The 12,736-nt window shown below is 71.3% G+C and carries 9 protein-coding genes; 5 read left to right on the top strand and 4 right to left on the bottom strand.

Going from position 1 to position 12,736, the window contains the following annotated elements:
- Positions 1–378: 378 nt before the first annotated feature.
- The 5 genes from ACFW22_RS31980 to ACFW22_RS31960 all read left to right on the top strand — a co-directional run bounded on the left by ACFW22_RS31980 (position 379) and on the right by ACFW22_RS31960 (position 6,652).
- A complete protein-coding gene (locus tag ACFW22_RS31980) occupies positions 379–1,143 on the top strand; it encodes an IclR family transcriptional regulator (RefSeq protein WP_386411481.1) in 765 nt (254 codons plus the stop codon).
- Between the two features lie 253 nt (positions 1,144–1,396).
- Entirely contained in the window at positions 1,397–2,155 is a 759-nt protein-coding gene (locus ACFW22_RS31975) for an MIP/aquaporin family protein (protein ID WP_386411478.1), read from the top strand.
- A gap of 35 nt (positions 2,156–2,190) precedes the next feature.
- Positions 2,191–3,717, top strand: coding sequence for a glycerol kinase GlpK (gene glpK / locus ACFW22_RS31970; protein ID WP_386411476.1), 1,527 nt, complete (start codon positions 2,191–2,193; stop codon positions 3,715–3,717).
- A gap of 6 nt (positions 3,718–3,723) precedes the next feature.
- Complete coding sequence (locus tag ACFW22_RS31965) at positions 3,724–5,328, top strand: FAD-dependent oxidoreductase (RefSeq protein WP_386411474.1); 1,605 nt, start codon at positions 3,724–3,726, stop codon at positions 5,326–5,328.
- 298 nt (positions 5,329–5,626) lie between these two features.
- A complete protein-coding gene (locus ACFW22_RS31960; protein ID WP_386411472.1) occupies positions 5,627–6,652 on the top strand; it encodes a PAC2 family protein in 1,026 nt (341 codons plus the stop codon).
- Between the two features lie 62 nt (positions 6,653–6,714).
- On the opposite strand, the gene ACFW22_RS31955 is transcribed toward ACFW22_RS31960, so the two are convergent.
- From ACFW22_RS31955 to ACFW22_RS31940, 4 genes are all read right to left on the bottom strand, one after another.
- Positions 6,715–9,780 (bottom strand): NPCBM/NEW2 domain-containing protein, encoded by a 3,066-nt coding sequence (locus ACFW22_RS31955; protein WP_386411470.1) that lies wholly within the window; start codon positions 9,778–9,780, stop codon positions 6,715–6,717.
- 115 nt (positions 9,781–9,895) lie between these two features.
- Complete coding sequence (gene mshC / locus ACFW22_RS31950; RefSeq protein ID WP_386411468.1) at positions 9,896–11,125, bottom strand: cysteine--1-D-myo-inosityl 2-amino-2-deoxy-alpha-D-glucopyranoside ligase; 1,230 nt, start codon at positions 11,123–11,125, stop codon at positions 9,896–9,898.
- A 163-nt stretch (positions 11,126–11,288) separates the two neighbouring features.
- Positions 11,289–12,095, bottom strand: a complete 807-nt coding sequence (locus ACFW22_RS31945) for an SCO1664 family protein (protein WP_386411466.1) — start codon at positions 12,093–12,095, stop codon at positions 11,289–11,291.
- A complete protein-coding gene (locus tag ACFW22_RS31940) occupies positions 12,092–12,682 on the bottom strand; it encodes a DUF3090 domain-containing protein (protein ID WP_386411464.1) in 591 nt (196 codons plus the stop codon). The genes ACFW22_RS31945 and ACFW22_RS31940 overlap by 4 nt, the downstream gene beginning before the upstream one ends.
- Positions 12,683–12,736 lie beyond the last annotated feature (54 nt).

Below are 12,736 nucleotides of genomic sequence, written 5' to 3'. Positions count from 1 at the left end.
TCAAGACTGGGATCCTGAGCCTGCAACATCGTGCCCATCGCTCCATCCGCAACGACCACTCGACGAGCGAGCGCCTCACGAAGAGCGGCAACACGGATCCGGCTGTCAGCGGAAGGGGTCGGCAACGAGGCCATGGATGAGCTCCCTGGGATGCGACGGCTGTCGGCTTTGCACCCCCGGTGGAGGGTGCACGGGGTCAGCGTAACCGTGTAGCGGCCGGGGCGGACAAGGCGTCCCACGAGCCGGACGGCATCCTGTGTGCGAGGACTCCCGGTCCTGCCCCTTCTTGGCCGACACTGAGTGGTGTGACGCTAGGTCGGCATCGACCGATAGTGTTCAGCATTGTCGAACAACGTGAGAAGGGTGAGGGGCCGGGCGATGGCGAAGAACATCCAGTCGCTTGAAAGAGCAGCGGCCATGCTGCGACTGCTCGCGGGCGGCGAGCGGCGACTGGGCCTATCCGACATCGCGTCCTCGCTCGGACTGGCCAAGGGGACGGCCCACGGCATCCTGCGCACCCTCCAGGCCGAGGGCTTCGTGGAGCAGGACGCCGCCTCGGGTCGCTACCAGCTGGGCGCGGAGCTGCTGCGGCTCGGCAACAGCTACCTGGACGTGCACGAGCTCCGGGCGCGCGCACTGGTGTGGACGGACGACCTGGCGCGCTCCAGCGGGGAGAGCGTCCACCTGGGGGTGCTGCACCAGCGGGGGGTGCTGATCGTGCACCACGTCTTCCGACCGGACGACAGTCGCCAGGTGCTCGAAGTGGGGGCCATGCAGCCGCTGCACTCCACGGCGCTCGGCAAGGTCCTGTCGGCGTACGACCCGGTGGCGCACAGCGAGGTGGTGGAGGTCGAGCGGAAGGCGTTCACCCCCCGCACGACCACGGAGCTCGACTCCTTCGAGTCACTGCTCGACCTGACGCGGACCCGGGGGTGGGCGGCGGACGTGGAAGAGACCTGGGAGGGCGTCGCCTCCGTGGCGGCCCCGATCCACGACCGACGGCGGATGCCGGTGGGTGCGGTGGCGGTCACCGGCGCCGTGGAGCGGCTCTGCCCGGAGGGGGAGCTGCGCCCGGAGCTGGTGGCGGCCGTGCGCGACTGCGCCCGCGCGGTCTCCCGGGACCTGGGGGCGGGACGCTTCTGACCCCTGCCCCACGGGCCCAAACCCGCTGGTAACGATCGCGTTATCGGCGGGTTTTTCGTTCCCCAGACCCTTGACGCGCTGTTAACCCGGGGGCAAAACTTCCGTTCACCGGTCGGCATTGTCGAACACTAAACGGCAATACACGCTAGAGTGTGGCAGTGCCAAGGGCCGGCAACGCCCTCACACGAGGGCGCGGACCACCGGAGGGACCCGGGGTTCGCCTTCCCCTGGACGAAGGACAAAGGAGTCGCGGGTGTCCAGCTCCGACATCTTCCTCGGCGAGACCATCGGTACCGCCGTTCTCATTCTGCTCGGCGGCGGTGTGTGCGCCGCCGTCACGCTCAAGAGCTCCAAGGCCCGCAACGCGGGCTGGCTCGCGATCACCTTCGGGTGGGGCTTCGCCGTCATGACGGCCGTCTACATGACGGCTTCCCTCTCGGGCGCCCATCTGAACCCCGCCGTCACGGTCGGCATCGCGGTCAAGGACGGGGACTGGAGCAACGTCCCCGTCTACATCGCCGGCCAGATGCTCGGCGCAATGATCGGCGCGGCGCTGGTCTGGTTGGCCTACTACGGCCAGTTCCAGGCCCACCTCACGGACCCGGAGACCGTCGGCGAGAAGCCGATCGAGGGCCCCGGCCCGGTGCTCGGCATCTTCTCCACCGGTCCCGAGATCCGCAACACCTGGCAGAACCTGACCACCGAGATCATCGGCACCGTCGTGCTGGTCCTCGCCGTGCTCACCCAGGGCCTGAACGACAGCGGCAAGGGCCTCGGCGTCATCGGCGCCCTCATCACCGCCTTCGTCGTGGTCTCCATCGGTCTCTCGCTCGGCGGTCCGACCGGTTACGCCATCAACCCGGCCCGTGACCTCGGTCCGCGCATCGTGCACGCCCTGCTCCCGCTGCCGAACAAGGGCGGCTCCGACTGGAGCTACGCCTGGATTCCGGTCGCCGGTCCGCTGATCGGTGGCGCCCTCGCCGCGGGTATCTACAACATCGCGTTCGCCTGAGACGTCCTTCTTCCAGACTTCCCTTGGAGCACACCGTGACCGACGCACACACCTCCGGCCCCTTCATCGCGGCCATCGACCAGGGCACCACCTCCTCGCGCTGCATCGTCTTCGACAAGGACGGCCGGATCGTCTCCGTCGACCAGAAGGAGCACGAGCAGATCTTCCCGAAGCCTGGCTGGGTCGAGCACGACGCCGCCGAGATCTGGACCAACGTCCAGGAGGTGGTCGCCGGCGCCCTGGAGAAGGCGGAGATCACCGCCGCCGACGTCAAGGCCATCGGCATCACCAACCAGCGCGAGACGACGCTGATGTGGGACAAGAACACCGGCGAGCCCGTCCACAACGCCCTCGTCTGGCAGGACACCCGCACCGACGCCCTCTGCCGTGAGCTCGGCCGCAACGTCGGCCAGGACCGCTTCCGCCGCGAGACCGGTCTGCCGCTCGCGAGCTACTTCTCCGGTCCGAAGGTCCGCTGGCTGCTCGACAACGTCGAGGGCCTGCGCGAGCGGGCCGAGCGCGGCGACATCCTCTTCGGCACCATGGACTCCTGGGTCATCTGGAACCTGACCGGCGGCGTGACCGGCGGCGTGCACGTCACCGACGTCACCAATGCGTCCCGCACCCTGCTGATGAACCTCCACGACATGGCGTGGGACGAGCGCATCCTCGCGTCGATGGAGATCCCGGCAGCCGTCCTGCCCGAGATCCGCTCCTCCGCCGAGGTGTACGGCACGGTCAAGGGCGGCGTCCTCGACGGCGTCCCGGTCGCCTCCGCGCTCGGCGACCAGCAGGCCGCCCTGTTCGGCCAGACCTGCTTCGCCGAGGGCGAGGCCAAGTCCACGTACGGCACCGGCACCTTCATGCTGATGAACACCGGTGACAAGATCATCAACTCCTACAGCGGCCTGCTGACCACGGTCGGCTACCAGATCGGCGACGCCAAGCCGGTCTACGCCCTGGAGGGGTCGATCGCCGTCACCGGCTCGCTGGTGCAGTGGATGCGCGACCAGATGGGCCTGATCAAGTCCGCCGCCGAGATCGAGACCCTCGCCTCCTCCGTCGAGGACAACGGCGGCGCCTACTTCGTGCCGGCCTTCTCCGGCCTGTTCGCCCCCTACTGGCGCTCCGACGCCCGCGGTGTCATCGCCGGCCTCACCCGGTACGTCACCAAGGCCCACATCGCCCGTGCCGTCCTGGAGGCGACCGCCTGGCAGACCCGCGAGATCACCGACGCGATGACGAAGGACTCCGGCGTCGAACTGACCGCGCTCAAGGTCGACGGCGGCATGACCTCCAACAACCTGCTGATGCAGACCCTCTCGGACTTCCTGGACGCGCCCGTCGTGCGTCCGATGGTCGCCGAGACCACCTGCCTCGGCGCCGCCTACGCCGCCGGCCTGGCCGTCGGCTTCTGGCCGGACACCAACGCCCTGCGCGCCAACTGGCGCCGGGCCGCGGAATGGACCCCTCGCATGGACGCCGACAAGCGTGACAGCGAGTACAAGAGCTGGCTCAAGGCCGTCGAGCGGACCATGGGCTGGATCGAGGACGAGGAGTAAATCGAGATGACCACCCTGCAGAGCGTCCCTGCCCTGGGGACGCACCCGGCTGCCGGTTCCCTGCCGAGCCGTGCCGCGACCCGGGAACAGCTTTCCAAGGCGACGTACGACCTCCTGGTGATCGGCGGCGGCATCCTGGGCATCTCCACCGCCTGGCACGCCGCGCAGTCGGGCCTGCGGGTGGCCCTGGTGGACGCCGGCGACTTCGCCGGCGCCACCTCCTCCGCCTCCTCCAAGCTGCTCCACGGCGGCCTGCGCTACCTGCAGACCGGCGCGGTGAAGCTGGTGGCGGAGAACCACTTCGAGCGGCGTGCGGTCTCCCGTCAGGTGGCACCGCACCTCGCCAACCCCCTGACCTTCTACCTGCCCGTCTACAAGGGCGGCCCGCACGGCGCGGCCAAGCTCGGTGCCGGCGTCTTCGCCTACAGCGCGCTCTCGGCGTTCGGCGACGGCGTCGGGCACCTGCTCTCCCCCGCCAAGGCCGCGCAGGACGTGCCGGAGCTGCGCACCGACAACCTCAAGGCCGTCGCGGTCTACGGCGACGACCAGATGAACGACGCCCGCATGGCGCTGATGACGGTCCGTGCCGCCGTCGACGCCGGCGCCACCGTCCTCAACCACGCCGAGGTCACGGGACTGCGCTTCACCCGGGGCCGGGTCACCGGCGCGGAGCTCAAGGACCGCACCACGGGGGACGAGTTCGGGGTGAACGCCCGCCTCGTGCTCAACGCCACCGGCCCGTGGGTCGACCACCTGCGCACGATGGAGGACCCGAACGCGGCCCCCTCCATCCGCCTCTCCAAGGGCGCGCACCTGGTCCTGAAGCGCACCTCCCCCTGGAAGGCCGCCCTGGCCACCCCGATCGACAAGTACCGCATCACCTTCGCCCTCCCCTGGGAGGACATGCTGCTCCTGGGCACCACCGACGAGGAGTACGAGGGCGACCCCGGCCAGGTCGAGGTGACCGAGCAGGACACCGCCCAGATCCTGGACGAGGCGGCCTTCTCCATCCGCGACCAGCAGCTGTCGCGCGATCTGATCACGTACTCCTTCGCCGGCCTCCGGGTGCTCCCGGGCGGCCCCGGCGACACCTCCAAGGCCAAGCGCGAGACGGTCGTCACCGAGGGCCGCGGGGGCATGCTGTCCGTGGCCGGCGGCAAGTGGACGACCTTCCGTCACATCGGGCGCACGGTGATGAAGAAGCTGGAGTCCCTTCCCGGCCGCCCGCTCGGCGAGGACTACGAGCCGGTCTCCGCGCTGCCGAAGCGGCTGCCGCTGCCCGGCATCGCCAACCCGAACGCGGTCGCCCACCGCCTGCTCGTCGACGGTCCGGCGCCCGGCCCGCGGATGGCCGCCGACACCGCCAAGCACCTGGCCACGCACTACGGCTCCCTCTCCTTCGACATCGCCCGGATGGCGAACGAGGACCCGGAGCTCGCCCGGCGGATCCACCCGGACGCACCGGAGATCTGGGCGCAGGTCGCCTACGCCCGTGACCACGAGTGGGCCGAGACAGCGGACGACGTGCTGCGCCGCCGTACGACCCTGACCATCCGCGGCCTCGCGACGGACGAGATCCGCGCCGAGGTCGAGTCCATGCTGCGCAAGTAACTCCCGTACGGACGGCGACGGTTCGGGGCGGTTTCCCTTCGGGGGACCGCCCCGTCCGCATGGCGCCCGACGGACGGGCACCGGGCGTCGGGGCGCGGGCGCTCCCGGCCGTCCGCGTGCGCCGGGAGCAACGGACGGAAAGCGGCCCGAGGTGCGGGTGCACCGTGTGCGAGGGGGAGTTCCTGGGTAGTCGATCAAGGCCGCACGGGTTTTCGGTGGTGTCCGGAGGCTGCGGGCGGACCACCGGAAAGCCGTAAGGTGGGGCCGTACGACAGGAACTTCGAAAAGGAGGCGCTGGGTGATCGAGCTCGAGGGGGTACCCGAGCTGATCGACCCGGTCATGGTGGCTGCGTTCGAGGGCTGGAACGACGCCGGCGACGCCGCCTCCACCGCGGTCGCCCATCTGGATCGGGAATGGAAGGGCGAGGTGTTCGCGGCACTGGACGCCGAGGACTACTACGACTTCCAGGTGAACCGGCCCACGGTCTTCCTGGACAACGGCGTCCGGAAGATCACCTGGCCGACGACCAGGCTCTCCGTGGTCCGGGTCGGCGGCGAGAAGCCGCGTGACCTGGTGCTCGTGCGCGGGATCGAGCCGTCGATGCGCTGGCGCTCCTTCTGCAACGAACTGCTCGCCTTCGCCCACGAACTGGGCGTGGAGATGGTGGTGATCCTGGGCGCGCTGCTCGGTGACACCCCGCACACCCGACCGGTCCCGGTCAGCGGGGTCACCTCCGATCCGGACCTGGCCCGCACGATGGACCTGGAGGAGACCCGGTACGAAGGGCCGACGGGCATCGTGGGCATCCTCCAGGAGGCGTGCACGCACGCGGGGGTTCCGGCCGTGAGCCTGTGGGCCGCGGTGCCGCACTACGTGTCGCAGCCGCCGAACCCCAAGGCGACGCTGGCGCTCCTCAACCGCCTGGAGGACCTGATCGGACTGCGCATCCCGCTGGGCGAGCTGCCCGAGGACGCGCGGGCCTGGCAGCTGGGCGTGGACCAGTTGGCGGCCGAGGACAGCGAGGTCGCCGAGTACGTGCAGACCTTGGAGGAGGCCCGGGACACGGCGGAGCTGCCGGAGGCCTCGGGCGAGGCCATCGCCCGTGAGTTCGAGCGTTACCTGCGGCGGCGCGAGCCCGGCTCGGGTCCGGGGCCCGGTCCGGGGGTGGCCACGGAGGGCGGCGACTTCCTGCGGGACTCCGGGGGTGGCCGGACCCGTCCGCCGAAACCGGACCAGCCGGGCCCGGAAGCGGTCCCGGGTGCGGAGCCGTCCGGTCCCGCGGAGGAGGACGGCGGGGACGGGAACGGCTCCGAAGAGGAGTAGGCGTGCGGGAGGGGTGGTGCGACCACCCCTCCCGCACGCGTTCGGCCCCGGGAACAGAAGGATCAGGTGCAGCGGAACCGGGCCGCCGCCCAGTCGCCGTGGTCTCCGCTCTTGGACCCGTCGGTGTCCGTGATGCGGAGCCTGACGTGCCGGGCGCCGGTCACGTCGACGTCCACCGGCAGCGTCGCGGAGGCACCGGTGAGCCGGGGCGAGGTCCACAGGACCCGGCCGTCCGCCTCGACGGAGAAGGCCACGTCCCCGTAGCCGTCGATCTCGTCGTCGATGCCGACGTCGGCGGTGAACGCGGTGCACCGGCCGCCGAGGTAGACCTCGACGTCGGAGTCGGCGTGGGCGCCGATGCCCTTCTCGTAGGTCTTCCCGGCCAGGGTGAGGACGTGGCCGTCGGCGGCGCCCGACTCGCCGTTGGAGCGGTCGCGCTCGGGCGGTCCCCAGCCGTTGGTGGCGCGGAGCCACACGAGGTCGCTGGCCCAGGCGTCGCTCGTCGGTGCCGGGGGCATCACACCGACGGCGAACCTCTGGGCGGACGTGCGGTCGACGCCCGCCGCACGGTGGCGGGCGGTGGCCGTGAGGGTGGCCTCGCCGGGCTCCGCGCCCGCCGCCGGGGTGACGGCGACCTCGACCCGGCTGGTGGTGCCGGCCCGGACGCGGGCGAGGGCCGCCGGCGGGGTGACCCGCCAGCCGGCCGGAGCATCCAGCGACACCCGCACGTCGGTGGCGTCCCGGGTGCCGGCGGTGACGTCCACCGCGACGGTGCCGGGGGTGCCGGCGCCGAGCTCCTGACCGCTGGGGACGGCGAGGACGGCGGAGGCACCGGGGACGGCACCGCCGACGGCGCTGGTGTCGGTCAGGCGCAGTGCGAAGCCGCGGTCGGTGGACAGGGCGGCGGTCTTCACGCGGACCACTCCCCCGCGCTCGTCGCGGTCGTACCACCAGCCCCGGTCCGCGGCGTCGAAGGCGGCGCGGGAGGTGAGGGCCGGCAGCTTGGCGCCGTCGAGCCGGACGGCGCGGGGGGCGTCGCCGGTGTGGACGGTGAAGGCGTACGGTCGGGCGGCCGGCTTGCCGGTGTACGTGCCGACGCTCGCGCCGATGCGGATGCTGACGTCGCCCGGGCCGGATTCCGGTGCGCTGACGTCGGCCCGCTGAACGGCGTACCGGCCGGTGCGGTGCTCGCGGGTGACGCCGTCGTCCTCGTACAGCTCGAAGGAGGAGTTCCCCTCCGGGTAGACGTCCCAGGCGATGGGGTCACCGGCGGCGCGGTCCTGGTGGGACCGGATGGACCCCGGCCACAGGGGGACGACCGCCCCGGCCCGGACGAAGAGGGGCAGGGTGTCCAGCGGGGCTCCGTAGCCGTCGACGGTGACGGGGCCCCGGTAGGTGCGCCCGCTCCAGTAGTCGATCCAGGTGCCCTCCGGGAGGTAGATGCCGTCGCGCTCGACGGCGTCCCGGTAGACGGGGGCGACGAGGAAGTCCTCACCGCTGAGGAACTCGTACTTCGCCGCGTCGGTCGCGGCCTTCGGGTCGTCCGGGTACTCCAGGGCGAGGGGCCGGGCGAGGCCGATGCCGGTCTCGGTGGCCCGGTGGGCATGGCTGTAGATGTAGGGCAGCAGGGCCTCGTGGAGCTTGAGGGAGGCGCGGTTGATGCTGGTGTAGGGCTCGCCGTACCGGAAGGGCTGCTTGTCGTTGGCGGCCCAGCCGTCCATGGTCATCGTGACCGGCAGGAAGGTCTTCCACTGGAGGTCGCGGGTGTAGGTCTTGGCGCTGCCTCCGAAGATGCCGTCCACGTCACCGGTGGTGTAGGCGAGTCCGGACATGGAGGCGCCCGCGTAGGTGGGTATCTGCCAGCGGATGTACTCCCAGCTTCCGGACTGGTCGCCGGACCACTGGACGCCGCAGCGCTGTGCTCCCGACCAGCTCTCGGGAGCCCAGGTGAAGCCGCGGGCGTCGCTGTTGGCCTCGATGCCGGCGTGGGCGTCCTTGCAGCCGTCGAGGGCGAACTTGTAGCCCTCGCCGACCCAGGCGACGTCGAGTTTGGCGACCCGCTGGCCGGCCCTGACCTGCTCGCCGAGGCGGGCGATGCCGTCCTCGGTCCACAGTCCGAGCTTCATGTTCCGCTCGCCGAGGCCCGCAGAGGTCTCCGCGAGGTCCTCGTAGCCGCAGCCGTAGCCGTCGTTGACGAGCATCCAGCCGTTGGGCATGTCGTGGGCGACGTAGCCGTCGGCGACCTCAAGGGCGTCGAGGGTGCGGCGCTCGCCGCGGTTGGCGTTGTGGAGGTAGCAATCGGCGTCGCCGATCTCCAGGCCGTACACGGGGGGCATGAAGGGCTTGCCGGTGAGCCGGGTGTACTGGCCGATGACGTCCTTGAGGGCGTCGCGTCCGCTGCTGGTGAAGTAGTAGGCGTCGAAGCGTCGTTCCTCGGCGCTGGTGGTGACGGGCTCGGTGAAGGCGTAGGTGTTGGGGGCGTAGGTGTTGCGGTAGACGCCGTAGCCGGCGGAGGAGAGGTAGAAGGGGACGGAGTTGGGGTGGCCGCCGTCGTTCCAGTCGTAGTCGACGCCGACCTCGACGGTCTTGCCGCGGTGGGAGGTGTTGCCGCGGCCGTTCTGCATGCCGGCGCCGTAGAACTGCTCGTCGGCGGCGCGGGCGAGGGTCTGGACGGTGCGGTCCCGGTTCCAGCTGAGGCCCCGGGTCTCGTTCCAGAGCGGGGTGCCGTCGGCGCGCAGGGCCGCGAAGCGCAGCGGTGACTTGGTGACGCGGAGGGTCACTTCGGCGGTGCCGAGTTCGTAACGGTCGCCGAGGTCGCGCCAGTGGGTGGTCGGCGGCGGCCCCTGGGGCAGCGTGATGTCGGTGCCGGTGGGGTCGGTGAACGTGCCGTCGGGGGCGAGTTCGATGCGGAAGGCATCGGCGGTGACGAAGGAGACGCGGGCCTCGGTACGGCCGGCGGTCAGCCGGTAGACGGCCCCGTCGGCGGCGAAGCCGGTGACTTCTCCGACCGTGGTGTCCGGGTTGTCGACGGGCTCTGCCGTGGCACTGCCACCGGGTCCCGCGAAGGCGGCGAGCAACCCGAGCAGTGCACCGGCAACTGCAGCTCTCATGCGCATTGATGATTGCATGAGGCTTCTTTAGCGCAGTTTCGAGCATTGCGACAGGACAAAAAGGAACCGCCCCCGGACTTCGTCTTGAAGTCCAAGGGCGGTTGCGCAGAAGGAAGTTGTTCCCGACCGCTCGCTACAGGGCAACGCCGAGGAGCGCGTCGGCGGCCCGCGAAACGAGACCGGGCGCGGACTCGTCCGCACCTCCCCCGGCCGCTTGGAGCGCGACCCAGCGGTCGACGGCGGCCAGTGCGGCGGGGGCGTCCAGGTCGTCGGCGAGTGCCTCGCGGAGTTCCTCGACGAGCCCGTCGGCGGGCGGTCCGTCGGGGCGCGAGACGGCCGCGCGCCAGCGCCCCAGCCGCTCCACCGCGTCCTGGAGGACCTGGTCGGTCCACTCCCAGTCGGCTCGGTAGTGGTGGGAGAGCAGCGCGAGCCGGATGGCGGCCGGGTCGACGCCTTCGCGGCGCAGCGCGGAGACGAAGACCAGGTTGCCCTTGGACTTCGACATCTTCTCGCCGTTGAGCGCGACCATGCCGGCGTGGACGTACGCCTTGGCCATCGGGTACTCGCCCGTGAGGGTCTGGGCGTGGGAGGCGCCCATCTCGTGGTGCGGGAAGATCAGGTCCGAGCCGCCGCCCTGGACGTCGAAGCCCATGCCCAGGTGGTCGAGGGCGATGGCGACGCACTCGATGTGCCAGCCGGGTCGGCCGGGGCCGAGGCTGGCGCCGTCCCAGCTCGGCTCGCCCTCGCGCGCGGCCGTCCAGAGCATCGGGTCGAGCGGGTTCTTCTTGCCGGGACGGTCCGGGTCGCCGCCCCGCTCCGCGGAGAGGTGGCGCATCAGTGCGGTGTCGTAGTTCGAGACCCGTCCGAAGTGCGGGTCCGCCTCGACGGAGAAGTAGACGTCGCCGTCGAGCTCGTAGGCGGCTCCGGAATCCCGGAGGCGCTCGACGAGGGGGACGATGCCGGGTATGGCCTCGACCGCACCGATGTAGTGCTGCGGGGGAAGCATCCGCAGGGCGGTCATGTCCTCGCGGAAGAGGGCGGTCTCGCGCTCGGCGAGGCCGACCCAGTCGATGCCGTCACGGATCGCGCGCTCCAGGAGCGGGTCGTCGACGTCCGTCACGTTCTGGACGTAGTGGACCTGCCGCTTGGTGTCGAGCCACACGCGCTGCACGAGGTCGAACGCGTTGTAGGTCGCCGCGTGACCCATGTGGGTCGCGTCGTACGGCGTGATGCCGCAGACGTAGATGCGGGCGACGGGGCCGGGGGCGAGGGTCACTCGTCCGCCGGTCGCGGTGTCGTGGATCCGGAGGTCGCGGCCCTTGCCGGGAAGGGCGGGGACCTCAGAAGCGGGCCAGGCATGCATGAGCCGAGCGTAACCGGACAGGTGTTCCGGATACGAACCGGATCCGGGATCTTGACCGATTAGGCGCCCTTGCGGGAAGGCCGTGTCCGTGCATACCCCCAGGGGTGAACGGCTCGGCCGGACAGCCGACCGAAAACGCACGGCTGCGGGCGTGAGCGGGATCTCACACCGGAGGCCACGGGATCGGGGGCCAGTGCCCCGACGGCTCCGGATGCCGTCCGCCCGCCCTCAGCGCCCCCACACGGGCCCGCAGCGCGTCCACCTCGGCGCCGGTCAGCAGCTCGGCCAGACGGGTGAGGAGCGGTTCCCCGGGCGCCAGCGAACGGTGGAGCCCGTCGAGGACGTCCAGGGCCTCCGCGGTCAGTTCCTCACCCGCCCAGCCCCACAACAGGGTCCGCAGCTTGTCGTCGACGTGGAAGCTGACCCCGTGGTCGATGCCGTACAGACCCCCGCCGGACACGGGGAGCAGGTGGCCGCCCTTGCGGTCACCGTTGTTGATCACGGCGTCCAGGACGGCGAGCCTCCGGAGCCCGGGGGTGTCGGCGTGGACGAGGAGCGCCGTGCGCCCCTCGCCGACCTCGGCGGGTCCGACCGCCCGCCACCCGTCACCGGGCTCGTCCTCGTCCGTGAGGGCGAGCAGGGGGGCCTCGGGGTCCGCCTCGATCCACAACTGGACCATGCCCGGTCCGTACGGGCCGTCGCGGAGCACGGTCGGCGGGACCAGGCCCCAGCCGGTGGCCTCGGAGACCTCGTACGCGGCGACCTCGCGCTGGGCGAGGGTGCCGTCGGGGAAGTCCCAGAGCGGCTGTTCTCCCGCGACCGGCTTGTAGACGCAGGCGGCCTCACGACCCTCGTGGGCGAGGGAGCAGTAGAGCACGGCGTTGGACGCCTCGCGGACCCGACCGCGCACGGTCAGCTCACCGTGGAGGAGCAGTTCGGCGTCCGACGGGGTCGAAGGGCTGCTGCTCATGCTCCGCGGCGGTATCCGTTCTGGCGGGGACAGACGTGCCCCTCGGGGTCGAGCGGCAGGCTGCACAGCGGGCACGGCGGCCGGCCCGCGTTGACGACGTCCAGGGCACGCTTGGCGAAGGAACGCGCCTGGGCTCCGGTGAGCCGGACGCGGAGCATCGGCGGGCCGTTCTCCTCGTCCTGGAGCAGCCGCTCCTCGGCCTCGGCGAGGTCCTCCTCGGAGTCCACGTCGAGCTCGACGAGCGCCTGCGCCTCGACGATCATGCGCTGTTCCTCGCCGTCCCAGGCGAGGGCCATGGTGCCGACCCGGAACTCCTCCTCGACCGGCGCGTCGAGCGGTGCGGTGTCCGCGATCTCGGCGGGCGCGACGGCCGGCACGGGCGCATTGCCCCCGGTACGGCGGACCACCTCGTCGAGGAGCTCGTCCATGCGCTCGGCCAAGGCCGCGACCTGCGCCTTCTCCAGGGCGACGCTGGTGACCCGGCCGCCGGCGGACGCCTGGAGGAAGAACGTACGGCGGCCAGGCAGCCCGACCGTGCCGGCCACGAAACGCTCCGGTGGGTCGTAGAGGTACACCTGACGGGACACGTTCCCGGCTCCCTTGGGTCTCGACGGTCGTACGACAACGGCGCGTCCACCCTA

The organism is Streptomyces sp. NPDC058872 (assembly GCF_042743065.1).
Classification (GTDB): domain Bacteria; phylum Actinomycetota; class Actinomycetes; order Streptomycetales; family Streptomycetaceae; genus Streptomyces.
The sequence above is the reverse complement of the archived record's forward strand: the minus strand, read 5'-3'. Positions and strand labels throughout refer to the sequence as shown.